General features: G+C 60.9%; 23 protein-coding genes. 16 read left to right on the top strand and 7 right to left on the bottom strand.

Annotated elements, in window-relative coordinates; all coding sequences use genetic code 11:
- Window positions 1-147: 147 nt before the first annotated feature.
- The 9 genes from KHU30_RS13480 to KHU30_RS13440 all read left to right on the top strand — a co-directional run bounded on the left by KHU30_RS13480 (window position 148) and on the right by KHU30_RS13440 (window position 8,935).
- Window positions 148-1,686, top strand: a complete 1,539-nt coding sequence (locus tag KHU30_RS13480; protein ID WP_211443112.1) for an ABC transporter ATP-binding protein — start codon at window positions 148-150, stop codon at window positions 1,684-1,686.
- Window positions 1,679-2,767, top strand: a complete 1,089-nt coding sequence (locus KHU30_RS13475) for an ABC transporter permease (protein WP_230427362.1) — start codon at window positions 1,679-1,681, stop codon at window positions 2,765-2,767. Before KHU30_RS13480 ends, KHU30_RS13475 begins: the two co-directional genes overlap by 8 nt.
- Window position 2,768: 1 nt before the next feature.
- The gene (locus tag KHU30_RS13470) at window positions 2,769-3,689 is read left to right on the top strand and encodes an ABC transporter permease (protein WP_211443110.1); all 921 of its coding nucleotides are present in this window, start codon (window positions 2,769-2,771) and stop codon (window positions 3,687-3,689) included.
- A 55-nt stretch (window positions 3,690-3,744) separates the two neighbouring features.
- The gene (locus tag KHU30_RS13465; protein WP_211443109.1) at window positions 3,745-4,884 is read left to right on the top strand and encodes a BMP family ABC transporter substrate-binding protein; all 1,140 of its coding nucleotides are present in this window, start codon (window positions 3,745-3,747) and stop codon (window positions 4,882-4,884) included.
- 271 nt (window positions 4,885-5,155) lie between these two features.
- Window positions 5,156-6,286: a sterol desaturase family protein gene (locus tag KHU30_RS13460; protein ID WP_230411319.1), complete on the top strand. Its 1,131-nt coding sequence runs from the start codon at window positions 5,156-5,158 to the stop codon at window positions 6,284-6,286.
- Window positions 6,287-6,483: 197 nt separating this feature from the next.
- Entirely contained in the window at window positions 6,484-6,855 is a 372-nt protein-coding gene (locus KHU30_RS13455; RefSeq protein ID WP_211443107.1) for a hypothetical protein, read from the top strand.
- Window positions 6,856-7,262: 407 nt separating this feature from the next.
- Window positions 7,263-7,535 carry a DUF4242 domain-containing protein gene (locus KHU30_RS13450; RefSeq protein ID WP_211443106.1) on the top strand — a complete coding sequence of 91 codons (273 nt, stop codon included), beginning with the start codon at window positions 7,263-7,265 and terminating at the stop codon, window positions 7,533-7,535.
- A 366-nt stretch (window positions 7,536-7,901) separates the two neighbouring features.
- Window positions 7,902-8,315 carry a hypothetical protein gene (locus KHU30_RS13445; protein ID WP_211443105.1) on the top strand — a complete coding sequence of 138 codons (414 nt, stop codon included), beginning with the start codon at window positions 7,902-7,904 and terminating at the stop codon, window positions 8,313-8,315.
- A 182-nt stretch (window positions 8,316-8,497) separates the two neighbouring features.
- Complete coding sequence (locus KHU30_RS13440) at window positions 8,498-8,935, top strand: GNAT family N-acetyltransferase (protein ID WP_211443104.1); 438 nt, start codon at window positions 8,498-8,500, stop codon at window positions 8,933-8,935.
- A gap of 170 nt (window positions 8,936-9,105) precedes the next feature.
- Here KHU30_RS13440 and KHU30_RS13435 read toward each other — a convergent pair whose 3' ends face one another.
- Window positions 9,106-9,339, bottom strand: a complete 234-nt coding sequence (locus KHU30_RS13435; protein WP_211443103.1) for a hypothetical protein — start codon at window positions 9,337-9,339, stop codon at window positions 9,106-9,108.
- Window positions 9,340-9,617: 278 nt separating this feature from the next.
- Here KHU30_RS13435 and KHU30_RS13430 point away from each other — a divergent pair, with 278 nt between their 5' ends.
- Complete coding sequence (locus KHU30_RS13430) at window positions 9,618-10,994, top strand: aminotransferase-like domain-containing protein (RefSeq protein ID WP_211443102.1); 1,377 nt, start codon at window positions 9,618-9,620, stop codon at window positions 10,992-10,994.
- Window positions 10,995-11,069: 75 nt separating this feature from the next.
- Here the strand turns inward: KHU30_RS13430 and KHU30_RS13425 are convergent, their stop codons facing one another.
- Window positions 11,070-11,960 (bottom strand): LysR family transcriptional regulator, encoded by an 891-nt coding sequence (locus tag KHU30_RS13425; protein ID WP_211443101.1) that lies wholly within the window; start codon window positions 11,958-11,960, stop codon window positions 11,070-11,072.
- Window positions 11,961-12,181: 221 nt separating this feature from the next.
- On the opposite strand from KHU30_RS13425, the gene KHU30_RS13420 reads away from it, so the two are divergent.
- Together KHU30_RS13420 and KHU30_RS13415 are read left to right on the top strand one after the other, a co-directional pair.
- Window positions 12,182-13,357 (top strand): agmatine deiminase family protein, encoded by a 1,176-nt coding sequence (locus KHU30_RS13420; RefSeq protein ID WP_407928073.1) that lies wholly within the window; start codon window positions 12,182-12,184, stop codon window positions 13,355-13,357.
- 43 nt (window positions 13,358-13,400) lie between these two features.
- Complete coding sequence (locus KHU30_RS13415) at window positions 13,401-14,510, top strand: agmatine deiminase family protein (protein ID WP_211443099.1); 1,110 nt, start codon at window positions 13,401-13,403, stop codon at window positions 14,508-14,510.
- Window positions 14,511-14,564: 54 nt separating this feature from the next.
- Here the strand turns inward: KHU30_RS13415 and KHU30_RS13410 are convergent, their stop codons facing one another.
- The gene (locus KHU30_RS13410; RefSeq protein WP_211443098.1) at window positions 14,565-15,017 is read right to left on the bottom strand and encodes a nuclear transport factor 2 family protein; all 453 of its coding nucleotides are present in this window, start codon (window positions 15,015-15,017) and stop codon (window positions 14,565-14,567) included.
- 259 nt (window positions 15,018-15,276) lie between these two features.
- Here KHU30_RS13410 and KHU30_RS13405 point away from each other — a divergent pair, with 259 nt between their 5' ends.
- Complete coding sequence (locus KHU30_RS13405) at window positions 15,277-16,116, top strand: NAD-dependent epimerase/dehydratase family protein (protein WP_211443097.1); 840 nt, start codon at window positions 15,277-15,279, stop codon at window positions 16,114-16,116.
- A gap of 100 nt (window positions 16,117-16,216) precedes the next feature.
- Here KHU30_RS13405 and KHU30_RS13400 read toward each other — a convergent pair whose 3' ends face one another.
- The 3 genes from KHU30_RS13400 to KHU30_RS13390 form a co-directional block, all read right to left on the bottom strand.
- Window positions 16,217-17,794 carry an aldehyde dehydrogenase (NADP(+)) gene (locus KHU30_RS13400; RefSeq protein ID WP_211443096.1) on the bottom strand — a complete coding sequence of 526 codons (1,578 nt, stop codon included), beginning with the start codon at window positions 17,792-17,794 and terminating at the stop codon, window positions 16,217-16,219.
- 540 nt (window positions 17,795-18,334) lie between these two features.
- Window positions 18,335-19,246: a 5-dehydro-4-deoxyglucarate dehydratase gene (gene kdgD, locus KHU30_RS13395; RefSeq protein ID WP_211443095.1), complete on the bottom strand. Its 912-nt coding sequence runs from the start codon at window positions 19,244-19,246 to the stop codon at window positions 18,335-18,337.
- Window positions 19,247-19,523: 277 nt separating this feature from the next.
- The gene (locus KHU30_RS13390; protein WP_211443094.1) at window positions 19,524-20,282 is read right to left on the bottom strand and encodes a FadR/GntR family transcriptional regulator; all 759 of its coding nucleotides are present in this window, start codon (window positions 20,280-20,282) and stop codon (window positions 19,524-19,526) included.
- A gap of 241 nt (window positions 20,283-20,523) precedes the next feature.
- On the opposite strand from KHU30_RS13390, the gene KHU30_RS13385 reads away from it, so the two are divergent.
- Together KHU30_RS13385 and garD are read left to right on the top strand one after the other, a co-directional pair.
- Window positions 20,524-21,867 (top strand): MFS transporter, encoded by a 1,344-nt coding sequence (locus KHU30_RS13385; RefSeq protein WP_211443255.1) that lies wholly within the window; start codon window positions 20,524-20,526, stop codon window positions 21,865-21,867.
- Window positions 21,864-23,447, top strand: a complete 1,584-nt coding sequence (gene garD, locus KHU30_RS13380; RefSeq protein ID WP_211443093.1) for a galactarate dehydratase — start codon at window positions 21,864-21,866, stop codon at window positions 23,445-23,447. The genes KHU30_RS13385 and garD overlap by 4 nt, the downstream gene beginning before the upstream one ends.
- Before the next feature lie 21 nt (window positions 23,448-23,468).
- On the opposite strand, the gene KHU30_RS13375 is transcribed toward garD, so the two are convergent.
- Window positions 23,469-23,843 carry a nuclear transport factor 2 family protein gene (locus KHU30_RS13375; protein WP_211443092.1) on the bottom strand — a complete coding sequence of 125 codons (375 nt, stop codon included), beginning with the start codon at window positions 23,841-23,843 and terminating at the stop codon, window positions 23,469-23,471.
- A 131-nt stretch (window positions 23,844-23,974) separates the two neighbouring features.
- Here KHU30_RS13375 and gcvA point away from each other — a divergent pair, with 131 nt between their 5' ends.
- Window positions 23,975-24,892, top strand: coding sequence for a transcriptional regulator GcvA (gene gcvA / locus KHU30_RS13370; RefSeq protein ID WP_211443091.1), 918 nt, complete (start codon window positions 23,975-23,977; stop codon window positions 24,890-24,892).

Here is a 24,892-nt window from a genome sequence, read left to right as displayed (position 1 = left end):
TCGGCAAAAGATTGCAATGCAATCTGCCGATAAGCAGCTGAGTGATGTAGCATGTTGCTTGCTTCGCGGTCCGGTGCGCCGGGACCGGCAAGCGCAATCGTGCTGGATTCATTTTGCAACGGTCTTTCATTGACACAGGCAGAAGAAGTGACTTCAACCATACCGCGTCTGCAGATCGCCCATATCCGCAAAGCCTATCCGGGCGTGCTGGCCAACGACGATATCAATCTCTCGGTCGCGCCCGGCGAAATCCATGCCGTGCTGGGCGAGAACGGCGCCGGCAAGTCGACCCTGATGAAAATCATTTTCGGCACGGTCAAGCCGGATGCCGGCGAGATTTTCTGGAACGGCGCACCGGCGCACATCGCCAATCCGCACATCGCGCGCCAGCTCGGCATCGCCATGGTGTTCCAGCATTTCTCCCTGTTCGATACCCTCACCGTCGCGGAAAACATTGCGCTCGGCCTGGCCTCCGATGTCAGCATGCCGGAGCTGGTGGCGCAGATCCGCCAGACCGGCGACAAGTACGGGCTGGAGCTGGAGCCGCACCGCCATGTGCATACCCTTTCGGTGGGCGAGCGCCAGCGCGTCGAAATCGTCCGCGCGCTGCTGACCAATCCGCAACTGCTGATCCTGGATGAGCCGACCTCGGTGCTGACGCCGCAGGCGGTCGACAAGCTGTTCGTCACCCTGCGCAAGCTGGCCGCCGAAGGCTGCAGCATCCTCTACATCAGCCACAAGCTCGATGAGATCCGCGCCCTTTGCCACAGCGCCACCGTGATGCGCGGCGGCAGGGTAACGGGCATCTGCGATCCGCGCCAGGAAACCAGCGCCGGCCTGTCGCGCATGATGATCGGCGACGAGCTGGTGCGCCTGCAGCGCGAACGCAATCCGGATTCCATGCGCAGCGAGCGCAAGCTGCACATCAACCGCCTGTGCCTGCCGAAGGCGCATCTGTTCGCCACTGAACTCAAGGATATCGAATGCGAGGTGCGCGCCGGTGAAATCGTCGGCATCGCCGGCGTTTCCGGCAACGGCCAGCAAGAATTGCTGGCGGCGCTCTCCGGCGAAGACCAGCGCGCTGCGCCCAATATGGTGATGCTGGCCGGCAGTGCCGCCGGACAGCTGGCGCCCAATTCGCGCCGCGCGCTCGGACTCGGCTTGGTGCCGGAAGAGCGGCTCGGGCGCGGCGCCGTGCCGACCCTGGACCTGGCGGCCAACATGCTGCTGTCGCACCAGAAGCCGCCCTACGTCAAGCGCGGCATGATCGATTTTGCCTATGCGCGCAAGAGCGCGGCTTCCATCATCGAACGCTTCAAGGTCAAGGCCAGCGGCCCGGGTGCGCTGGCCAAGAGCCTGTCCGGCGGTAACCTGCAAAAATTCATCGTCGGCCGCGAGCTGGAGCGCAAGCCGGGCGTCTTCATCGTCGCCCAGCCGACCTGGGGCGTGGACGTCGGCGCTGCTGCCCAGATCCATGCCGAAATCCTCGCTTTGAAACAGGAAGGCTGCGCAGTGCTGATCATTTCCGAAGAACTCGACGAGCTGTTCGCGCTGTGCGATCGCCTGCACGTGATCGCCAAGGGCCGGCTGTCGCCCTCCATCGCCATCGAACAAGCCACGCGCGAGCAGGTCGGCCTGTGGATGAGCGGCCTGTGGCAGGATGCAGCGGAGGCCGCCCATGCATAATCTGTGGCCCTGGAAGCTGGAACTGCGCGGCACGCCTTCGCGCGCCATGACCTACTGCTCGCCGCTGATCGCGATCGTGCTGACCATGCTGCTGGGCGCGCTATTGTTCATCGCGCTGGGCAAGGATCCGCTCGCTGGCCTCAAAGTATTTCTGATCGATCCCTTCAACGGCAAGCGCGCCATCAGCGAGCTGCTGCTGAAATCGGTGCCGCTGATACTTTGTGCGCTGGGCCTGGCGGTGTGCTTCCGCGCCAATATCTGGAACATCGGCGCCGAAGGCCAGTTCACCGTCGGCGCGCTGTTTTCCGGCGCCATGCTGGTGTTCCTCGATGTGCCTGGCCATGCGATTCCGGGCAGCCTCGGCCTGTTGCTGATGGTCCTCGCCGGCATCGCCGGCGGCGCCTTCTGGGCCAGCATCACGGCGCTGCTGCGCGATCGTTTCAACGCCAATGAAATCCTAGTGTCGCTGATGCTGACCTATGTCGCCCAGCTGCTGCTGATGTATGCGGTGAACGGTCCGCTGAAAGATCCCAACGGCATGAACTTCCCGCAATCGAAAGTGTTTTCCGGTGAATTCATGCTGCCGATGCTGTTAAGCGGCACGCGCCTGCATATCGGTTTCGCCGTCACGCTGGTGCTGGCGGTGCTGATGACAGTGTTCATGACGCGCAGCTTCCGCGGCTTTTCGCTGATGGTCGGCGGCGTTGCGCCGCATGCGGCGCGCTATGCCGGCTTTTCCAGCCGCAGCGCCCTGTGGACATCGCTGCTGATCTCCGGCGGCTTTGCCGGCCTGGCCGGCGCTTTTGAAATCGCCGGGCCGATCGGCCAGCTGCTGCCTTCGGTGTCGCCGGGCTACGGCTTTGCCGCCATCATCGTCGCTTTCATCGGCCGTTTGCATCCGGTCGGCGCTGTGCTGGGCGGGCTGGTGATGTCGCTGCTCTACCTGGGCGGCGAACTGGCGCAGTCGCGGCTGGGCCTGCCGTCGGCCATCACCGGCGTGTTCCAGGGCATGCTGCTGTTTTTGCTGCTGGCCAGCGATACCCTGATCAATTACCGCCTGCGCCGGAAAGTGAGGATCTGACATGGAACAATTCGCCTCACTGATCGCAGCTTCGATCAACGCCGGCACGCCCTTGCTGCTGGCGGCGCTCGGCCTGCTGATCAACGAACGCGCCGGCGTCCTCAACCTCGGCGCGGAGGGCATGATGCTGGTGGCCGCCATCGCCGGCTTCGCGGTCGGCTACACCACCCATAATCCGATGCTCGGTTTCCTCGCCGGCGCTCTCAGCGGCGTTCTCATGGCGACGCTGTTTTCCTGGCTGGCGCTGGTACTGGCCACCAACCAGGTGGCGACCGGGCTGGCCTTGTCGATCTTCGGCGCCGGATTGTCGGCCTTCCTCGGCCAGAGCCTGGTCGGGCTGGGCTTGCCGGCGCAGGCGCGCGGCATTCCATTTTTGAAGGATATTCCTTTCCTCGGCCCAGCCCTGTTCCAGCAGCACTGGATGAGCTACCTGGCGCTGCTGCTGTGCGGCGTCATCGCCTGGTTCATCTATCGCACCCGCGCCGGCCTGATCCTGCGCGCCATCGGCGAATCGCCGGAATCGGCGCATGCGCTGGGCTACCCGGTGCGCTGGATACGCTTCGCCGCTTTGCTGTTCGGCGGCGCCTGCTGCGGCCTGGCCGGCGCTTATTTATCGTTGGTGTATACGCCGATGTGGGTCGAGGGCCTGGTGTCCGGCCGCGGCTGGATCGCGCTGGCGCTGACCGCCTTCGCCACCTGGCGGCCGCTGCGGGTGCTGCTCGGCGCGCTGCTGTTCGGCGGCGTCACGATCCTGCAGTTTTACCTGCAAGGCATGGGAGTGAATATTCCGTCGCAGGTATTGTCGATGGCGCCGTACGTGGCGACCATCGTGGTGCTGGCGCTGATCTCGCGCAACCCCGACTGGATCCGGCTCAACATGCCTGCGTCGCTGGGCAAGCCGTTCAAGCCGGACGCGAGCTGAACAAAGCAAATTAGATAGCAGGCCGACCAACCATCAACACAGAGGGAGATAAGTAATGAAGATATCACGCAGGGCATCGCTGGCCATGCTGGCCGCACTGACCGCCGCCACGCTCATCGGCTGCGGCAAGAAAGAGGAAGCGGCGGCGCCTGCTGCCGCACCGTCATCCGCGCCGGCGCCAGCCAAGGCCGAGCCGCTGAAAGTGGCGTTCGTGTATATCGGCCCGGTCGGCGACGCCGGCTGGACTTTTGCCCATGACAAGGGGCGCAAGGCGGTCGACGAGAAATTCGGCGACAAGGTCAAGACCAGCTTCGTCGAGAACGTACCGGAATCGGCCGCCGATGCAGAGCGCGTGTTCCGCCAGCTGGCAGTGGACGGCAACAAGCTGATCTTCGGCACCAGCTTCGGCTATATGGAAGCGATGCTGAAAGTGGCCAAGGAATTCCCTGACGTCAAATTCGAGCACGCCACCGGCTTCAAGACCGCCGACAACCTGGCGCAATACGATGTCCGCACCTATGAAGGCGCTTACCTGGCCGGCGTGGTGGCGGGCAAGATCAGCAAGTCGGGCAAGCTGGGTGTGGTGGCTTCGGTGCCGATTCCTGAAGTGATCCGCAACATCGACGCCTTCACCATCGGCGCGCGCTCGGTCAATCCGAAAGCCACCACCCGCGTGGTGTGGGTCAACAAGTGGTTCGATCCGGGCAAGGAACGTGAGGCCGCCACCACGCTGATCGGCCAGGGCGTCGACGTGCTGATGCAGAACACCGATTCCGCCGCCGTGGTCCAGACCGCCCAGGAAAAAGGCGTGGCCGCCTTCGGCTGGGATAGCGACATGACCAGCTTCGGCCCGAAAGCGCATCAGGCGGCATCGATGATCAACTGGGGCGTGTACTACACCAAGCGCGTCGGCGAAGTGCTGGACGGCAGCTGGAAAACCAGCACCAGCTGGATCGGCCTGAAAGACGACGGCATCGACCTCGGCGCCTTCAATGCCGACCTGCCGGCCGACGTCAAGGCGCTGGTGGCGGAGCGCAAGAAAGCCATCGTCGACGGCAGCGCGCCGATCTGGAAAGGCCCTGTGGTCGACAATACCGGCAAGGAGCAGGTCGCCAAGGATGCCGTCGCCGACGATGGCTTCCTGCATGGCATCAAGTTCTACGTGCAAGGCGTGGAAGGCAAAGTACCGGGCTGATCGCCCGCAGCCGGATCGGCCTGTGGCCGGGCCGATCCGGCTTTCCGCATGAGCCGACATGCGCGCATCGGCTTCCTCCGCTGTCTATCCCCCAAGGCAGGCGCGATATTTATCCCGGGTGTTGTGATTTGGCCACTGACAACCCCAGGGCCGTTGCTATACTCCTTCTTCTTTCCATTTTTATATCGAGACGCACATGCCTGAACAGGATCCGACGTCGAACTCCGCGGCCCGCGCCAAGTCTTCAAAAATCGGCAGCCTGACCACCGCCATGGTGGAAGACACCGCCAGCATCCTGCAGCAGAGCGGCGAGCTGCAGCCCGGCACCGGCCTGATCACCAGCGTGATTGCGCTCAGCCTGGGCTTCCTCAGCCTGCTCGGCGTGCTGGCCTTCCATTACCCGCAATACCTGACCACGCCCGAGCTGCGCCATGTGTATTCGGTCAGCCTGATGCGCCAGATCCTGTTCGGCGCGCTGCTGGTCGCCGGCGTGCTGTCGCTGGCCAACATCCTGTTCGGCCGCCAGCGCTCGCTGAATTTTTCCGCGCTGCTGATGGTGCTGGCTGCGGTAGCCTGGGGCGGCTCCAAGGTCGCGGTCGGCGAATTTCCCGATCACACGCCGTATATCGGCCTTGACTGGTTCATCATCGACCTGCTCGGCTCGACCCTGATCTTCGTGCTGATCGAAAAGATGTTTCCGCTCTATCGCAAGCAAGCCGTCTTCCGTTTCGAGTGGCAGACCGACCTGGTGCATTTCGCCGTCAACCATTTCATCATCGGCCTGGCGCTGCTGGTGGTCAACGTCATGATCCACCGCGTGTTCGGCTGGATGGTGCACGCCGATTTCCAGAACACCGTGGCCGCCATCAGCTTCATCCCGCAGCTGCTGCTGTGCATGCTGGTGGCGGACTTGATGGAATACGGCGCCCACCGCGCCTATCACGAAGTGCCTTTGCTGTGGCGCTTCCACTCGGTCCACCACAGCGTCAAGACCATGGACTGGCTGGCCGGCTCGCGCCAGCACATCCTGGAACTGATCTGCACCCGCGTGCTGGTGCTGGGCCCGCTGTTCGTGCTCGGCTTCGACAAGTCGGTGGTCAACGCCTACATCATCATCGTCGGCTTCCAGGCCGTGTTCAACCACTCCAACGTGCACCTGCCATGGGGTCCGCTGCGCTACATCTTCGTCACCCCGGATTTCCATCACTGGCACCATTCCTCGGAAGACGAAGCGATCGATAAGAACTATGCCGCGCACTTCGCCTTCATCGATTATTTCCTCGGCACCGCAGTCAAGGCCAAGAAGGCGTTTCCTGAGAAGTACGGCGTGGTGGGGGATTACATGCCGGATGGCTTTATCCGACAGCAGGCGTTTCCGTTTCGCAGTACCAAGATAGACTAATGAGAGTTTCATTATTCATGACATTGTCATGGAAAATGGAGAGAGTCATGCGGAGTGGGAGTGAACTTTCGCGGCGCTTTATCGCGGAACTTCACTCCCACTCCAGTTAGCTGCGTGTGTCAAGCGCGACGAAAACCAGATTGCGGTTTTGTCGCGCTTTATGAAATTCTCAATAGATCGTTGATAGCGTGGAAAACATGGACAGCAAGAACGCGAAACTGCAGCGTTACCTTTATCGCGCCAGCGTGCTGGTCTTGCTGGCCGGCTTGCTGAGCGCCGGCCTGGTCTACTACTATGCGGCCGACGGCGGCAACCACGGACTCGGCTATCAAGTGGTGGACGGGGTCGCCTATGCTGCGGGTGAATCGAAGGCCTATGTGCGCGACATGGAAATGTACGGCGGCACTTCAGGCCGGCTGATCGCCGCTTTCAATCAATGGCTGGGCAGTCTCTGGCATGGCAAGCGGCTGGCATATGTATTGGCTATCGGCGCCGCCTTGACTTCCTACGCCTGTTTCTGGTTTGCGCGCGAGCTCGAGTTGTTCGCGACGGATGAGCCGGAAGTTTGACTGACGAATTGCTTGCTGCCAAAAGTTCTCTATTTGCATCCGATTCATATGGTAGCTTCCGTCCGAAATTGTCCGTAGCGAAAACGGAAAAGAGGAGGTGGGAAATTATTGGGATGTCAGATTGCGAGAAGCGGCTGTGATGGTTTTTGACCGGTGATGTCCTACTGGAAAGGCTGCTTCCGCCCGGGAGCGGCCACCGAGTCAAAAAAAGCGCCTTTGGACGCGCGCGGCATTTGAGGCAAAAATTTCACGATGGACCAAACAGTTATTGCGCATCGGCATGTTCTGATAATTTCAATAATGCCGACCGATCAATGTGGTGTATAACTATCGGGTGTCACGACGTGAGTGACTAATGGTGCCGACGAGCGTGGTGCTCGCTCGGAAATCATCATGAGGAGAGTGCTATGCCAAAGTACGTTATCGAGCGTGATATTCCCGGAGCCGGGAAGTTATCACAGCAAGAACTCCGAGCCATTTCGCAGAAGTCGTGCGGCGTCCTAAGCAAGTTGGGGCCACAGATTCAATGGCTCCAAAGCTATGTGACTGGCGACAAGATCTACTGTGTTTACATCGCGGCGAATGAAGAGCTGGTTCGGGAACATGCCGAGCAAGGAGGGTTTCCTGCAAACAGGGTCTCCGAAGTCGTCTCGGTAATCGACCCGACTACCGCAGAGTAGCTGCAGTTCAATAAGGCGCTCCAGCCGACGCCCCTTCCGCAGCTTCGCTCCGGCGGAGCCGCGGGGGAGCTTGCGCGTCAAATGACCGCTTCGGAATTGATTGACCGGCCGATAGGGGGCGAAATCGGCTTGTCGCGACTGATTCAATCCGGCCGGGAGCGGCCGATCACGAATTTATCCGAAAGCGGTCAGCCAGTTCGCGGGAGAAAGCATTGTCAGGATGAAAAACTAGGGACAGAATGCCTCGCCAGAGACTTAACTCGAACGCCGATATTGGCAAATCACCTCAGCTCAATTACTCGTTAAATGTTTACTGTAGGTTTATTTGAGAAGTAAAAAATCAATTGGTATGCGGAGGACAATTCTTTGATTGATCTTAAGGCTGTGAACCACACAAACCGTGAGTTAGAGTTGATGGTGTCTGGCGCGAAGCCGCTAGCAATGTTCTACGCCTTCATTTCGGAGTTGCCAGACGAAGGTTTTATCCCCGAGGATTCATTTGCTCCTTATGTTCAAGAGGGGCGATTTATTCGCGAGGAAATTGTTATTGAAGGGCTCGATCATCTCCCGCAGTTGGGGAAGAACGCTCCAATAAAGTATGTGTTTTTTGCGATGACACAGGAAGCATGGCGGATTCCAGCGATGATTTTGCTAAAGCGCTCATTTCGGAATTCATCATACAAATGGAACGAAACACTTGAACGAATGGAAAGCGCATTACTTGGATACACCGACGAAGAAATCGACGCGTGGTGCAAAGCCCGTTTCACCGCTGCGTGAAAATAGGCGCAACAGACATGAGCGCGTTTTCGAGCGTACGTGATTATCATTACAACTGAATGTCCGATTTCGAGAAACTCCGACTTCCGCTGAGGGGCGAAGTCGGCCTGTCGTGACCGGCTCAACACGGCCAATACCGGACTGTGAGCAACGGATGACAGTATCTATCAGAGATTACAACAATGTTTAAAGTACGTGCTGCGACACCATTCGATTCTCATGCGGTGCAAGAAATCTTTCGGACGAACATTGAAAATGCTGAATGGTTGCCTGAACTGGCGCGTGTCTCAGACTTCGCTAAAGCGTCTGAGGGAGAGCTCGTCTTCGTTGCATCTTCAAGTGACGGAGAAGTGGTTGGTTTCGTATCCGTGTACGTTGCGGACTCGTTCATCCATCACCTCTACGTTCGTTCCGATTTCCAGAACAAGGGCATTGGCCGCGTGTTGCTGTCGTCGCTGCAGCATTGGTTACCGGTCCCTTGGCGACTCAAATGTGTTCAGAAAAATCAACGTGCATTGTCTTTCTATCTCAGGAATGACTGGCGCGAAGTAGGCGTGGGCGAGTCTGAGGACGGCGCCTATGTCGTACTTGAATGGCATCGAGAATTGACGGTGTCATGAGTCAGAGAACGGCCAGAAGCGGTCATCTAAATTTGACAGCATTTTAAACGGCAAGCGAGTGTCTGGCAGATTCGTGGCGATTCACCCGGACTCGCCTGCCGGCGCCGCCCAATAGCCGCATCGGGGAATTGCTGCCGCATCGCTGGATATCGGCTGACTATTCTTTGCCGTCATGGGAAGGTCAAGTCCAAACCGAGCATCCTGGCAAGGACAAAGGTGACGAGCCCCAGGCCCAGGAGCGATAGCATGAAGACTGCGGCCACCTTGCCGCTCGCGCGCAGCACCGCGCGCTTCTCCTTCCCCTTCTTCCCTTGATCGTAATGCCACTTGATGGCGAAGAACATGCCCGTGCCGAGCACGAGAACCTTGAACGTAACGAAGACTATAGGAATCCAATCGATCATTTTGAGTATTTCCAGGCTATTACTTGACACTATCTGTTGTGAGGGGCACTGCCTTAAAACGCTGCTTCAGCAGCTTCATTTTTTGTTCAAGCCGTCCCCTCAGGCATCCTGCTTGAATCTTTCATTACATCTACCTATGAAATAAGCATGGCATCCGGCGGAGTGATTTGCCGAATGCAGACGATAGAGGGAAACGTCAACGACTGCCATGCAAGGATGATGTTGCTGCACGTCCTGATGCATACTACTTAAAAGCAATTTCCATACATTGAGACAAAATGTCCCAGTTGAAAAACATACAAGATGAAAGTTTGCCGATCTGGTCGCCGCGATTGGCCGTGCATGGCGGGCCACGTTTTTTGCAGATTGCGGATGCGTTGCAGGCGGCGGTGGCAGAGGGATCGCTGAAACCGGGGGACCGTCTACCTCCGCAGCGCCTGTTGGCAGCACAGCTGGACGTCGACCTGACGACGATCACGCGCGCATACGACGAAGCCAGGCGCCGCAACTTGTTGGAGGGCCGCGGCGCTCGAGGCACTTATGTCGCGGCGCCGAAAATCGAACTGACCTCGGTCCTCGACCTGAGCATGAATACCCCGCCACCGCCGGATGGCGTGGACTTCGACGACATGTTGAAACAAGGTTTGTCTCAAGTACTGATGAGGGCAGATAATGAATTGCTGATGACTTACCACTTGGCTGGGGGAAGCGACTCCGACCGTGAGGCTGGAGCCAAATGGCTCGGACCGATGTTTGGACATCTGGACTCTCGACAGGTTGTTGTCTGTCCGGGTGCGCAAGCGGCGATCGCCGCATTGATCCTTGCGCTGACAGAGCCTGGCGATGTCATCCTGGCAGAACCAATGAGTTATCCCGGCTTGCGTGCCGCTGCGACCCAATTCGGCCGGCGCATCATTGCGGTGGAAGCGGACAGGCACGGGATGGTGCCTGGGATGCTTGAGGAAGCGTGCCGCCAGCACAAGCCTGGGCTGGTCTACCTCAATCCGACATTACAGAACCCGACCGCCATCACCATTCCGGAACGCCGGCGCAAGGAGCTTGCCAGCATCGCGAAGCGCTGCAATGTACGCATCGTCGAGGACGATCCCTACTGGCTCCTTGCCGATGCCCCGCCGCCGCCTATTGCAACGTTTGCCCCGGAACAGGTGTACTACATCTCAACCTTGTCGAAATGCCTGACGCCCGGCTTGCGTGTCGCCTTCGTGCTAATACGCGCCCCGCACGAACGCGAACGTTTCCTGGCCGCGCTAAGATCATTTGCGTTGATGGTCGCTCCCCTGACGGCCGCACTGGCCACTCAGTGGATCCTCGACGGTTCGGCTGACGGATTGATGGAAGGCGTACGCAGCGAGGCGCGCCTGCGCCACTGGATGGCTCAGGATATTCTGGCGGGGCGATACCGCGGCGCCGGTGACGGCCTGCATGTATGGCTCGAGTTGCCGGCGTATTGGAACTCCTCACAGCTTGCGCGTGCAGCCGACAGCGAGGGCATTGCAGTCACGCCGGCGGAGGCATTCGCAACTGGCAGCGGATCGGTGAATGCAATTCGGATCTCTTTGGGCAGCATCAAGGACCGTGGACGCTTACAGGCGGGTCTTCAACGGCTGTCTCATCTGCTTGCGCGGCGGCCCTGATTTCCTGCACTTGCTTCCGGTTTGCGCGCGAGATGGAATTGTTCGCGGCGGATGGCCCCTAATTCTGACGGCGCCTCACTTGCCGCCGGCATCGACCAGCAGGTAATCGCATATATCCGCCACCATGTCCGAACGCGGCTGGCCTGCGACCCGCGATAACCACCAGGTAGTGCCGGGCAGGCGCGGATAGCCGGGCAGGATGGCGATCTGTCCGTGAGCCAGGCTGTCGTACGCCAGCAGGTAAGGCAGGCAGGCGATGCCGCGATTGCGCAGCACCGCATCCAGCAATAGGCGGACGTCGTCGTAGATCGCCTGTTTCCGGAACGCCGCCAGCTGATGACGGAAAATCCCTGCAGTCGCATCGTCGGTCAGGCTTTCCTCCAGGCAGACCAGGCCGGTATGCAGATGATGCTGCTCCAAGGGGACGCCGCTTAGCTTGGCGGCCAGTTCGGCGTTGCCCACAACTACCCATTCATCCCGTAAAAAAGGTACTTCCAATAGGCCTGGCTGCTGGATAGGGCGGTTGCCGATGGTGATGTCGACATCGATTTCGTCAATGAAGCGGGCAGTTTCGTCTGTCGAGAACAAGGGAAACAGCCCGGGAATCCGGTCTTGCAGGAGCTCTATCCGCGGCTGCAGCCAGCCATGCAGCAAGGGCGCGGGACAAACCAGCACTACCAGCCCCGGGTCGAGATAGGTGGCGATGCGGGTCAGGCCGCTGTGCAAAGTGCCAAATGAGCGTTGTACGCTCTGTAATAAAACCTCTCCGGCCACATTCAATTCCACGCCGCGTCCGACCCGATGGAACAGCGGCTGGCCGATTTGTTCTTCCAGCAGCTGGATCTGATGGCTGACGGCGGATTGCGACACGCACAGCTCATCGGCCGCACGCGAAAAGTTGCCGAGGCGGGCAGCTGCTTCAAAGCCCGCCAGAAGTTTCAATGATGGAATGCGATTGACTGACATATGAGAAAACCTGATTAATTGCACCAATATACATCAATATTCCTCAAGTGCCGTAAGCGCCATAATGGCCCCGGATTTCATTGCGGATGGCCAAAACCCATTCCCGCAGTGCATGCCGGTCCCGAATGAATCACCGCCTTATGGTCGCTGGTCCGGCACTGCACATCGCCTTGGAAATATCTATAAAGGAAAAAATAGTCATGTGTTCTCGTCGCGTTTTTTTGCAAAAATGTAGTGTCGGCGGCGGCGCCCTGTTGCTTGGAGGTTTGCTGACCGCCTGCGGCGGCGGCGACGGCGGCACGGCCCCGGCGGGCCGGCCGGGCGGCAGCAGCGATGCCAGCCGGCCGGAAGGCAATCGCAGTCCGGGCAACGGCGGGCAAGCTTTGCCGGCCTCCGGCTGGACCATGCGCGACGAGGGCGAGCCGCACAAGGCGACCTGGATGGCATTCGTGGCATCCGACGCCATCTGGGAGCCCAGGCAGATCGGGCCGGTGCAAGACGCCCTGGCGCGCATCGCCAACGCTATCGTGCAATTCGAGCCGCTCAACATGCTGGTCAATCAACGCGATCTGGCGACCACCCGGCAGAAGCTTGACCCGCGGGTGCAACTGTTCGTTGCGGAATTGGACGATCTGTGGATACGCGACACCGGGCCGGTATTTGTCATGCATCAGAATGGCGAAAAAGCGGGCGTCAACTTCAATTTCAATGGCTGGGGCAGGCGGCAGGTCTATGCCAACGATGGCAAAGTGGCGGGGTTTGTGACGCAGCAGGCAGGCGTAAGGATGCTGTCGACCAGGCTGGTGCTGGAAGGCGGCGGCATCGAAGTGGACGGTAAAGGCACCGCCATCATCACTGAAAGCTGCGTGCTGAATCCGAATCGCAATCCCGGCCTGAGCAAGGCGGATTGCGAAGCAGAGCTGAACGCGCTGCTAGGCATCCGTAAAGTCATCTGGCTGCCGGGAATCGCCGGCAAGGATATTACCGACGGCCATACCGATTTCTATGCGCGATTTGCGCGGCCCGGTGTCGTGGTGGCAGGTTTTGAACCGGATCCCGGTTCCTACGACAACGCCGTGACCACGCGTCATCTGCAAATTTTGCGCGCCGCTACGGATGCAAGCGGCAAGCCGTTGCAAGTGGTCGCGATAGAGGCGCCCGGCCGCATCCGGCCAGAGTTCGCGGGCAAGAATTTTGCGCCCGGCTATATCAATTTTTACCTCGCAAACGGGGCATTGATCATGCCGGAGTTTGGTGACGCAGCAGCCGACGCCAATGCCAAGGCCCGTTATATGGAATTGTTTCCCGGGCGTGCCATAGTACAGTTGAATATCGATCCGATTGCTGCAGGCGGGGGCGGGATTCATTGCACTACGCAGCAAGAACCGCTCGCATGAATGCGTGAAAACAGGCAGCACCCGCACAGAGAGGAAATTCAGAATGACGACACGGCGCGAGGTATTGGAGCAAGGGCTGCGCAGATCCGGCGCGATACTGCTGGCAAGCCTGTTCGGCGGCATGAACGGTCCAGTCCTGGCCGCGCCCAGAGACGGCTGGCGCATGCCGGACGAGGGCGAGCCGCATGCCGCAACATGGATGGCTTTTGGGCCTGATGAAGAAATCTGGGGCAAGCGCCTGCAAGCCGGTGCGCAGGACAACCTGGCGACAATCGCCCGCGCCATTTCGGCTTTTGAGCCGGTCAACATGCTGGTGCGGGAGGAAGACTATGAGGTCGCCGCCCGCAAATGCGGTACGGCGATCAAGCTGATCGTCCATCCTATCGATGACCTGTGGATGCGTGATACCGGCCCCGTATTCGTCAAGAATAGCCAAGGAAAGGTCGCGGCTGTCGATTTCAATTTCAACGGCTGGGGAGAAAAACAGGATTACGAACGCGATGCGCTGGTCGCCGGCTTCGTCGGCGAGCATGCCGGCGCCCGGCAAGTGAATACCAAGCTGGTGCTGGAGGGCGGCGGCATTGAGGTCGACGGCGAGGGCACAGCAATTATCACGGAGAGCTGCGTCCTCAACCGCAACCGCAATCCTGGCGTCAGCAAGGCGCAGTGCGAGGCGGAGCTGATGCGCTTGCTCGGCCTGGATAAAATCATATGGCTGCCCGGGATCGCAGGCCGGGATATCACCGACGGCCATACCGATTTTTATGCGCGCTTTGCCGGTCCGGGCGTGGTGGTTGCGGGCTATGAGCCCGATCCCTCTTCACCGGAGCATGCAGTCACCAGGCGGCATCGGGAGATATTGGCGAAAGCCACTGACAGCAAGGGGCGGAAACTGCGTGTCGTCACGCTGCCGGGGCCTGCCACCGTGCGCAGCAAATATGAAAACAAGGAGTTTGCCGCAGGCTACATCAATTTTTATGTGTGCAACCGCGCCGTCATGGTGCCTGAGTTTGGCGACGCCAGATCCGACCGCAACACCTACGATATTTTGCGCGATCTGTTTCCCTCGCGTGAAGTGTTGCAGCTGAATATAGACGCCATTGCGGCGGGCGGTGGCGGCATTCACTGCGCCACCCAGCAACAGCCACGTTAATTGGGGCTGTCCAAGCAGCCAGAACGGCCAGTCACGGCCGTTCGCGTGCGCCGCTTATGCGTTGAAGCGCACCGCCTGCCGCGCCAGCAAGCGCCAATGACCGTCGTGCTTTTTCCAGACCATCAGGATTTTCAACGCCACGTTGCCGGGCTTGCCCGAGTCGTTGGTGACGGCAACGAAGGTATGCCGCACCACCGCGGTATCCTGGACGATCCTGATGCTCTGGTCGGACAGGGCGATGCTGACGAAGTTGGATGCGCCGCTGACCAGCGCCTCGATGAATTCGGCCTTGTCCTGCACCTTGCCGTTCGAGTGGCCGTAGCTGAGCTCATCCATCACAAGCGGCTTTAGCGCGCCGCCATCGCCCGGATGGTTCATCGCCGCCCGCAGCCGTTCGACAACGTCCGCCACCATTTGCTCATCGTTCGCCGGAGCAGCGGCTGCTCCCTGCGCGATCACGATAGAGCAAATCATCGCACTGCATAAGAACATCAGTTTCTTGAACATCTAAGTCTCCTGTTGGTTGGTATTTTGGGTTTAATTATCTGTTATCATACAACATATGTTTCAGCGCCTGATATGGCGGATCTGGATTTTATTCTTATAGACCAAGAGTTTGACAAGGCGGTGTGGCCGCGTACATAATCGCCATAGTTGTAGGACAACGTATGACAATGGCGCGGGGCACAATAACAATTCTTGCGAGAGAATAAGGCTGTCATCAACGCATCCTTCGCAATCACATCGACACGGGGCATCCGGCAATATGAGCGATACAGAACACAAGACAGGGGACGGCGTGAAATACGGCCGCTTGTTACTCACGGGCGCGGGCGGCGGCCTGGGCCGGATGCTGCGGCCGCGCATGGCGGCGTTTGCCGACGTTGTCCGGGTTTCCGACCTGGCCGCGGCGCTGGAGGGCAGCGCCACCGCGCATGAAGAAGTCCGGCCTTGCAACCTGGCCGACCGCGCTGCCGTCGATGCGCTGGTGGCGGGCTGCGACGCCATCGTCCATTTCGGCGGAGTGTCGGTGGAGCGGCCCTTCGAAGAAATCCTGGAAGCCAACATCAAGGGCGTATTCCATGTCTACGAAGCGGCGCGCCGCCATGGCGTCAAACGCGTCGTCTTCGCCAGCTCCAACCACGTCACCGGCTTCTACCGCCAGGACCAGGTCATCGATGCCCACGACCTGCGGCGTCCCGACGGTTATTACGGCTTGTCCAAATCCTACGGCGAAGACATGGCGCAGCTGCACTTCGACCGCTACGGCATTGAAACCGTCAGCATCCGCATCGGCTATTCTTTTCCGCAAGCCAAGGAACGGCGTTCGCTGGCCAGCTGGCTGAGCTATGACGACCTGACCGAGCTGCTGCGCTGCGCCTTGTTCACGCCGGACGTCGGCCACACAGTGGTGTACGGCGTCTCCGACAATGCCGGCAGCTGGTGGAATAACCGCTGCGCCGCGCATCTGGGCTTTGTCGCGCGCGACAGTTCAGAACAGTTCCGCGCCGCCATCGAAGCGCAGCCGATGCCGGCGGCGGACGATCCGATACGGAAATTCCAGGGCGGCCTGTTTACCGTGACCGGGCCGTTTGATCCGCAGTGAGAAGAGCGGGCACGCGGCAGCGGGTTGCTGCGGACGATGTGTATTACTGGGTTGGAATCAGATGGCAATCAAGGGCGCCAACCCTTGATTGCCATTTTCTTTAGGCCTTAAGCAAGGCGCCATCCACCAGCCGCGTCAAGCCAAGCGGATTGCCGTCCTGCAGCGCCGCCGGCAGCAACGCACCCGGCAAGTCCTGGTAGCACACCGGCCGCAGGAAGCGCTCGATGGCGCTGGCGCCGACCGAGGTGCTGCGGCTGTCGGAAGTGGCCGGAAACGGGCCGCCGTGCACCATCGCATACGAAACTTCGACGCCGGTCGGATAGCCGTTGACCAGGATGCGGCCGGCCTTGCGTTCCAGCGTCGACAGCAGCGTCCTGGCCAGCGCGTGGTCGGCGGCGTCCAGTTGCAGGGTGGCTGTCAGCTGGCCGGCCAGATGCTCCGCTACTGCGCGCATCTCTTCTTCATCCTTGCAGGCGACGATCAGCGAACTGGGGCCGAAGATTTCATCTTCCAGCTGTTCGCTGGCGAGGAAGGTGGCGGCGTCGGTGGCGAACAGGGCAGCTTGTGCCGCACAGGGCGCGCTAGCGGCCATGCCGCGTCCGACGGCGTCGACGCCGTCGGCTGCCTGCATGCGTTCGATGCCGGCGACGTAGGCGCTGTGGATGCCGGGGGTCAGCATGGTGCCGGCGGCCTTGGCTTTCAGCGCGTTGCTTGCGGCTTCCTGGAACTGCGCCAGATGCTCGCCCGCCAGGCCGATCACCAGGCCTGGGTTGGTGCAGAACTGGCCGACGCCCATGGTCAGGGAGTCGACGAAGGCGCCGCCGATTTGGGTTGCGCGCGCGGCTAGCGCATGCGGCAGCAGGAACATGGGATTGATGCTGCTCATTTCGGCATACACCGGGATCGGTTCGCGCCGCTGAGCGGCGGCGCGCATCAGCGCCAGGCCGCCCTGGCGTGAGCCGGTAAAGCCCACGGCTTTGATGGCGGCATGGCTGACCAGGGCCTGGCCGACTTCGTTGCCGCTGCCGATGATCAGGGAGAACACGCCTTCCGGCAGCTTGCAGGCGGCGACGGCTTGCTGGATGACGCGGCCGACCAGTTCGGAAGTGCCGGGATGGGCGTTGTGGGTCTTGACCACGACCGGGCAGCCGGCGGCGAGCGCTGCGGCGGTGTCGCCGCCGGCGACCGAGAACGCCAGCGGGAAGTTGCTGGCGCCGAACACGGCGACGGGGCCGATGGCGATCTTGCGCAGGCGCAGGTCGGAGCGTGGGGGTGTGCGTTCCGGCAGTGCCGAATCGAGGGTGGCGCTGAGGTAGTGGCCGTCGCGGATGACTTTGGCGAACAGGCGCAGCTGGCCGACGGTGCGGCCGCGTTCGCCTTCGAGGCGGGCGGTGGGGAGGCCGGATTCCTGGCTGGCGCGTTCGATCAGTTGCGGGCCGAGGGCGAGGATGCCGGTGGCGATTTCTTCGAGGAACTGGGCGCGTTGTTCGGGGGTGGTTTCGCGGTAGGCGTCGAAGGCTTGCCGGGCAAGTTTGCAGGCGCGGTCTACTTCTGCTGTGCTGCCGGCGCCGAAGTCGGGGGCGATGGTTTCGTTGGTGGCGGGATTGATGGCGCGCAGGCTGCCTTCTGTGCCGCGTACCGCAGTTTGGCCGATGAGCATTTCACCAGTGATATTCATGTATTTTCCTCAATTCGATTATGTGCGCCACCGACAGCGTAGTTAAATGGGGTCAGAGTTTTTTTTCGGCGGCCTTATCGCCGAAAATTACTCTGACCCCATTTAACGGACTACGGAGCGAGTGCGGCGGCAAGCTAAGAACGGTCTGTGCTTGATAACACAGTTACTGCTCCGTGGACGCTTGCCGGGGGTAGCCCGGCAGCTAGTCACTTTTTCTTGCTTCGCCAAGAAAAAGTAACCAAAAAGAAGGCGACCGCAAAGCCGTTGCCCTCCCTTCGGTCGGGTCCCCAAATCCGGCGCGTATCAGCCGGGTGGGAGGACCAACTCGCCTTCGGCTCAAACATGTCCTCCCACAATTCCCGGCTGACACGCGCCGGATTTGGCAACGTCTCAATGCGGAATTCAAAACCAACTTCAAAAGCAACGGCAACGTCAAAAACAACGGCAAGTTCAAAAGCAACTACAACGTCAAAAACAACAGCCCCGCATTTCGCCGTACAAATTTCTAGCGAACTGCGTTGCCGTTGCTAATCCTGATAATTACTGCGGTCCTTGCGCCAGGATCAGCGCTTTCAGCTGTTCGCGTTCTTCCGCATTAAGGTCGATCAGCGGTGTGCGTACCGGGCCGCCGTCGTGGCCGACTATGGTGGCGCCGGCCTTGACGATGCTGACGGCGTAGCCGGCTTTCTTGTTGCGGATCGCCAGGTAGGGCAGGAAGAAGTTGTCGAGCAGGCGGCCGGTGGTGGCGTGGTCGTCGTTCTTGACGGCGGTGTAGAAGTCGATCGCCAGCTTGGGCATGAAGTTGAATACCGCTGACGAATAGACCGGCACGCCCAGCGCCTTGTAGGGCGCGGCAAACAGTTCCGCGGTTGGCAGGCCGCCCAGGTAGGTCAGGCGGTCGCCCAGGCGGCGGCGGATCGAGACCATCAGTTCGATGTCGCCGATGCCGTCCTTGAAGCCGATCAGGTTCGGGCAGCGCGCCGCCAGCAGTTCCATCGAATCGGCATTCAGGCGGCAGATGCCGCGGTTGTAGACCACTACGCCGAACTTGACCGATTTGCAGACCGCTTCCACATGCGCCAGCAAGCCGTCCTGCGAGGCTTCGGTCAGGTAGTGCGGCATCAGCAGGATGCCTTGCGCGCCGAGGCGTTCGGCTTCTTGCGCGAAGGCGATGGCGGTGCGGGTCGGGCCGCCGGCGCCGGCCAGGATAGGCACTTTGCCGCGGCAGGTTTCCACTGCCAGCCGCACTACATCGGAATACTCGGAAGTCGTCAGCGAAAAGAATTCGCCGGTGCCGCCCGCCACGAACAAGGCGCTCGCACCGTAGGGCGCCAGCCATTCCAGCCGTTCGGCATAGGTGCCCGGACGGAAGTCGCCTTGCGCATCGAAGTCGGTGATCGGGAAGGACAGCAGGCCGGAGGAAAGTATTTGCTTGAGTTCTTGAGGAGTCATGGTCTTGGCAATGTGTAGTGCTGCGGTTGATAACGGAATGCCTGGCGACAGCAACGGTTTCGGCATTTCGACTTAAGTTATCAGTCATCGTACAACAAAGAATTGCGGCGCGCAAGTCCGAATTGTTGCCGGTTTCATCGGGAAGGAGGGTTTGAAGGGCGCCGGCGGGGTCGAAGGTGCGGGATCGCGGGGATGGGCAGTGCGTGCGCCGCGCCGGCAGGATCAGCGCGGGCGATGTGAGCCTGCCGCCGGAATGCCCGGCGGCAGGCTGCTTGTATTACGGCGCGGATCCCATGCTGTCCTGCACCTTGCGCAAGCGCTCGCGGCTGTTGCTCAGGTGGGTGCGCATGGCGGCGCGCGCGCTCTCGGCGTCCTGGCGTACGATGGCGTTGTAGATGTCTTCGTGCTCGCGGTGCACGCGGTCAAGATAGGCGGCCGGGTCGTCATGCGCCAGCCGCGCCGAGTTGATGCGGGTGCGCGGAATGATGGTGGTGCCGAGGTGGCTCAGGATATCGACGAAGTAACGGTTGCCGGTGGCTTGCGCAATATGCAGGTGGAACTGGACATCGGCTGCGACCGAATCGCCGCGCTCGTGGGCGCTCTTCTGGAAGGCGTCCAGCGCCAGCCGCATCTGCGCCAGCTGCTCTTCATTGCGGCGCGCCGCCGCCAGTCCCGCCGCTTCCGCTTCGAGGCTGATGCGCAGTTCCAGGATCGCCAGGATGTCGCGCATGGTGATCACGGTTTCCGGGTCGATGTCGAAATTGCTGGTGTTGCTGGCAGCTAATACGAATGTGCCGATACCGTGCCGCGTCTCTACCAGTCCGGACGCTTGCAGGTGCGAAATCGCTTCGCGGATGACCGTGCGGCTGACGCCCTGGGTGCGCATCAGTTCCGATTCAGTCGGCAATTTGTCCCCGGGTTTGCTGCTGCCGTCGCGAATGCTGTCGGCAATGCTGGCGACCACGCTCTGCGCCAGGTTGCGATGCTTCTTGCGCGGTGCGCCGGGGGCGGGCTGGGGATTGAGCGGTGTATTCATGGGTAAGTGGCCGCGGGTTGGTAATTCCGGTTGCTAAATCGATTTGCGCTGATTATACTACGAAACTAGTTGTAGGATGACTGATAACATAACATCGGTTTAGGATAAATAACAATAAAAATAGTGCTTGGCAGCTATTCCACCGCCAGCGCAGACGCTGGCAGCAACAGGAGACGTTTTGAATATCGATAAAGCGGGTGCACCGGCACCGGTGCAGGGCCGGCGCGGCAATGTGCGCTACATGATCTTGTTCATGTTGTTTGCAGTAACCACTTTCAACTACGCCGACCGCGCAATCCTGTCGATTGCCGGCACGGCCATGAAGAGCGAGCTGGGTTTCGACGCCGTCACCATGGGTTTCATTTTCTCGGCCTTCAGCTGGGCCTACGTGCTGGGGCAGTTGCCTGGCGGCTGGCTGCTGGATCGCTACGGTTCCAAGCGGGTGTATGCCGCCAGCATCTTTATCTGGTCGCTGTTCACCTTGCTGCAGGGCGGCGTGCATTTTCTCGGCGCCGCCTGGGCGGTGCCGGCATTGTTCATGCTGCGCTTCATGGTGGGACTGGCTGAAGCGCCATCTTTCCCCGCCAACGGCCGCATTGTCGCCGCCTGGTTTCCTACTACCGAGCGCGGCACTGCATCGGCGATTTTCAACTCTGCCCAATATTTCGCCACGGTGCTGTTCGCACCCTTGATGGCATGGATCACCCACGCTTACGGCTGGTCGGAAACCTTCGTCGTCATGGGCGTCGGCGGCATGCTGCTGAGCATGATCTGGATGCGCGCCATGCATAGCCCGAAAGGCCATCCGCGCATGACCCAGCCCGAATTGGCGCACATCCGCGACGGCGGCGGCCTGGTCGATATGGACCAGGGCCTGGAGGCAGGCAAGGGCGGCCAGGTCAATCGCGGCGTCAAGCTCGGCCATCTCAAGCAGCTGCTGGGCAACCGCATGCTGGCCGGCGTCTACCTGGGCCAGTACTGCATCAATACCATCACCTATTTTTTCCTGACCTGGTTCCCGATCTATCTGGTGCAGGAGCGCGGCATGTCGATCCTGAAAGCAGGCATGGTGGCTTCGCTGCCGGCGATCTGCGGCTTTCTCGGCGGCGTGCTGGGCGGCGTCATCTCGGACCGCCTGATCAAGCGCGGCTTTTCGCTGACATGGGCGCGCAAGATTCCCATCGTCGCCGGCCTGCTGCTGTCGACCACTATGGTCTTGTGCAACTACGTCGATACCCAGTGGATGGTGGTCGGCATCATGGCCCTGGCATTCTTCGGCAAGGGTGTCGGCGCGCTGGGCTGGGCGGTGGTGGCGGATACCTCGCCGAAAGAGATCATCGGCCTCACCGGTAGCCTGTTCAATACATTCGGCAATATCGCCGGCATCACGGCGCCCATCGTGATCGGCTATATCATCAAGGAAACCGGCAACTTCGAATGGGCGCTGGTGTACGTCGGCGCCAATGCCTTGCTGGCGGTGATCAGCTACCTGGTGATCGTCAAGGATATCAAGCGGGTGGTGCTCAAGCCGCTCGACGATGCGGAGCCGCCCTACAAGAAATTATCTGGAGTGGAAACACGATGAACGCCACAACCGCAAGCGCAGCCGCCGCCGGCGCGCCTTTATATATCCGCATGCAGGACGAGGACAACGTCGCCATCGTGGCGAACGACGGCGGCCTGCCGGCGGGGACTGTATTTCCCTGCGGCCTGGCGCTGCGCGACAAGGTGCCGCAAGGGCACAAGCTGGCGTTGCGCGACCTGGCCGAAGGCGAGGCCATCATCCGTTACGGCGTCGCCATCGGCTATGCGCAGCGCGCCATTCCCCAAGGCAGCTGGATAGAAGAATCGCTGGTGCGGATGCCGCCGGCGCGTGAGCTGACCAACCTGCCGATCGCCACCCGGGTGCCGGCCGCGGCCGCGCCGCTGGATGGCTACACCTTCGAAGGCTACCGCAACGCCGACGGCACGGTCGGCACTCGCAACATCCTGGCGATCAGCACCACGGTGCAATGCGTGTCGGGCGTGGTGGAACACGCGGTCAAGCGCATCAAGGCCGAGCTGCTGCCCAGGTATCCCAATGTGGACGACGTCATCGGCCTTGAGCACACCTACGGCTGCGGCGTGGCGATCGATGCGCCGGGCGCCGAGATCCCGATCCGCACCTTGCGCAACATCAGCATGAATCCGAACTTCGGCGGCCAGGCCATGGTGGTCAGCCTGGGCTGCGAAAAGCTGCAGCCCGGCCGCTTGTTTCCGCAAGGGGCGATCCCGATCCAGAACACCGGCGGCAAGGAGGACGGCCTGCGCGTGGTGTGCCTGCAGGATGCGGAGCATGTCGGTTTCGAGTCGATGATTGTTTCCATCATGGCGACCGCGGAAGAACAATTGAACGAATTGAACGGGCGCCGCCGCGAAACCTGTCCGGCGTCGGAACTGACGGTGGGCGTGCAGTGCGGCGGCAGCGATGCCTTTTCCGGCGTCACCGCCAATCCGGCGGTAGGCTATGCCACCGATCTGCTGGTGCGGGCCGGCGCCACCGTGATGTTTTCTGAAACCACCGAGGTGCGCGACGGCATCGACCAGCTCACCGCGCGCGCAGCAAATCCAGAGATTGCGGCGGCGATGATCCACGAGATGGCCTGGTACGACGATTACCTGACCCGCGGCGGCGTCGACCGCAGCGCCAACACCACGCCTGGCAATAAAAAAGGCGGCCTCGCGAATATCGTCGAAAAAGCCATGGGCTCCATCGTCAAATCCGGCAGCAGCGCCATTTCCGGCGTGCTCTCTCCCGGCGACAAGGTCAGGCAAAAAGGGTTGATCTACGCCGCTACCCCAGCCAGCGATTTCGTCTGCGGCACCTTGCAGCTGGCCGCCGGCATGAACCTGCATGTGTTTACCACCGGGCGCGGCACGCCCTACGGCCTGGCCGCGGTGCCGGTGATCAAGGTAGCCACGCGCAACGACCTGGCGCGGCGCTGGCACGACCTGATGGATGTCAACGCCGGCCGCATCGCCAGCGGCGAAGCGAGCATCGAAGAGGTCGGCTGGGAATTGTTCCGCCTGATGCTGGACGTCGCCAGCGGCCGCAAGCAGACCTGGGCCGAACATCACAAGCTGCACAATGCCCTGACCCTGTTCAATCCGGCGCCGATCACCTGAGGTTCAACCTGAAGCTGCGCCTCAGGCTGCGAGCGTTTCCGCCCGATGGAACAGCTTGGCGACGATGGTCCACCTGCCTTCCACCTTGAGCAGGTTGAGGTAGTCGACCATGATGTTGTCGAACAGCCGCAGGCGCACCTTGACCATCGCCATTTCCGGCGACATCACATCGACCATCATGATTTCGTCCAGGCGTGCAAAGCCGCGTGCCTGCGGCGATTCGCGGCCCTGCACCATCTTGCGGTATTCCTGGAAGGGACGCACGGTGACGGCGCCGTCCTGCGCCGAGTACAAGACGCAGCCGGGATGGAACACCTGGTCGAACTTGCCCAGGTCCTGGGTTTGCAGCACGTCGAAATAATCTTTCAGCATGGTTTGGATTTCATTGAGTATCATGGGGTTTCTCATTCCTGGTGGTTGATGGAAGTGCCGCGACCGGACCTTGTCGGGCAGGCAATGCATTATCAAATCCGCCCAGGCGGTTGTATAGCGCTTCTTTTTCACACTTTTTGCGAAAGAAATTCACGGTGAAACTGCCGCCCCTGCCCGCATTGCGCGCATTTGAAGCCCTCGCCCGCCTGGGGAAAGTGGTCGATGCCGCCGAAGAGCTGCACGTCACGCACAGCGCCGTCAGCCATCAGGTCAAGGCGCTGGAGGATTACATCGGCCTGGCGCTGGTGACGCGCGCAGGCCGCGCCCTGACGCTGACGGAAGAAGGGCGCATCTATGCCTACCAGGTGCGCCAGGCGCTGGCCGAGATCGCCGGCGCCACCGAGAAAATCCAGCGCCGGCCGCGCGACAGCCGGCTGACGATTTCGGTGGTGCCGTCCTTCGGCACCTTCTGGCTGCTGCCGCGCCTGCACGATTTCATCGCAGCCCATCCGGAGCTGCAGATCAGCCTGGCGGCGAGCATGGCGTTCGCGGACTTTGAAAACGAGCTGCCCGATTGTGCGATCCGCTTCGGCCATGGCCAGTGGCCGGACCTGCATTGCGAACCCTTGATGGACGACAGCTTGCTGGTGGTCGCCGCGCCGGGCTTCAACGGCGGCGACCTGGCCATCGCGCCGGATCAGCTCATGCAGCTGCCGCTGCTGCACGCCAGCGAAAGCTGGCCGGTGTGGCTGGCGGCGGCCGGTTGCGAGCACTTGCGTCCGCGGGCGGCGCTGGAGTTCACCGATTCGAGCATGATGCTGGAAGCCGCCAGGCTGGGTTACGGCATTGCGCTGACGCGGCGCTCGATCGCCCACGCCATGATCGAGCGGCGGCAGCTGGTCCGGCTCACCGATATCGAAGCGCCGCACCCATCGCGCTATTTCCTGGTCTGGCCGGTGCGCAGCCATCAGTCGCCCAAGCTGTTGCTGCTGCTGGCCTGGCTGAGGCAGCAAGTGGCGGACTACCAAGGCAGCTTGACGGCAGTCCGCAGGCAGCGCTCGCGGAAAAAATAA

The sequence above is a fragment of the Collimonas humicola genome (assembly GCF_018304945.1).
Lineage (GTDB): Bacteria > Pseudomonadota > Gammaproteobacteria > Burkholderiales > Burkholderiaceae_D > Collimonas > Collimonas humicola.
The sequence above is the reverse complement of the archived record's forward strand: the minus strand, read 5'-3'. Positions and strand labels throughout refer to the sequence as shown.

What these genes read in the sequence shown, in the direction of transcription:
- KHU30_RS13475 (WP_230427362.1), top strand. Translation starts at nt 1,679, where the DNA reads ATGCATAATCTGTGGCCCTGGAAGCTGGAACTGCGCGGCACGCCTTCG.
- KHU30_RS13470 (WP_211443110.1), top strand. Translation starts at nt 2,769, where the DNA reads ATGGAACAATTCGCCTCACTGATCGCAGCTTCGATCAACGCCGGCACG.
- KHU30_RS13465 (WP_211443109.1), top strand. Translation starts at nt 3,745, where the DNA reads ATGAAGATATCACGCAGGGCATCGCTGGCCATGCTGGCCGCACTGACC.
- KHU30_RS13460 (WP_230411319.1), top strand. Translation starts at nt 5,156, where the DNA reads ATGGTGGAAGACACCGCCAGCATCCTGCAGCAGAGCGGCGAGCTGCAG.
- KHU30_RS13455 (WP_211443107.1), top strand. Translation starts at nt 6,484, where the DNA reads ATGGACAGCAAGAACGCGAAACTGCAGCGTTACCTTTATCGCGCCAGC.
- KHU30_RS13450 (WP_211443106.1), top strand. Translation starts at nt 7,263, where the DNA reads ATGCCAAAGTACGTTATCGAGCGTGATATTCCCGGAGCCGGGAAGTTA.
- KHU30_RS13440 (WP_211443104.1), top strand. Translation starts at nt 8,498, where the DNA reads ATGTTTAAAGTACGTGCTGCGACACCATTCGATTCTCATGCGGTGCAA.
- KHU30_RS13435 (WP_211443103.1), bottom strand. Translation starts at nt 9,339, where the DNA reads ATGATCGATTGGATTCCTATAGTCTTCGTTACGTTCAAGGTTCTCGTG.
- KHU30_RS13430 (WP_211443102.1), top strand. Translation starts at nt 9,618, where the DNA reads ATGTCCCAGTTGAAAAACATACAAGATGAAAGTTTGCCGATCTGGTCG.
- KHU30_RS13425 (WP_211443101.1), bottom strand. Translation starts at nt 11,960, where the DNA reads ATGTCAGTCAATCGCATTCCATCATTGAAACTTCTGGCGGGCTTTGAA.
- KHU30_RS13415 (WP_211443099.1), top strand. Translation starts at nt 13,401, where the DNA reads ATGACGACACGGCGCGAGGTATTGGAGCAAGGGCTGCGCAGATCCGGC.
- KHU30_RS13410 (WP_211443098.1), bottom strand. Translation starts at nt 15,017, where the DNA reads ATGTTCAAGAAACTGATGTTCTTATGCAGTGCGATGATTTGCTCTATC.
- KHU30_RS13405 (WP_211443097.1), top strand. Translation starts at nt 15,277, where the DNA reads ATGAGCGATACAGAACACAAGACAGGGGACGGCGTGAAATACGGCCGC.
- KHU30_RS13400 (WP_211443096.1), bottom strand. Translation starts at nt 17,794, where the DNA reads ATGAATATCACTGGTGAAATGCTCATCGGCCAAACTGCGGTACGCGGC.
- kdgD (WP_211443095.1), bottom strand. Translation starts at nt 19,246, where the DNA reads ATGACTCCTCAAGAACTCAAGCAAATACTTTCCTCCGGCCTGCTGTCC.
- KHU30_RS13390 (WP_211443094.1), bottom strand. Translation starts at nt 20,282, where the DNA reads ATGAATACACCGCTCAATCCCCAGCCCGCCCCCGGCGCACCGCGCAAG.
- KHU30_RS13385 (WP_211443255.1), top strand. Translation starts at nt 20,524, where the DNA reads ATGATCTTGTTCATGTTGTTTGCAGTAACCACTTTCAACTACGCCGAC.
- garD (WP_211443093.1), top strand. Translation starts at nt 21,864, where the DNA reads ATGAACGCCACAACCGCAAGCGCAGCCGCCGCCGGCGCGCCTTTATAT.
- KHU30_RS13375 (WP_211443092.1), bottom strand. Translation starts at nt 23,843, where the DNA reads ATGATACTCAATGAAATCCAAACCATGCTGAAAGATTATTTCGACGTG.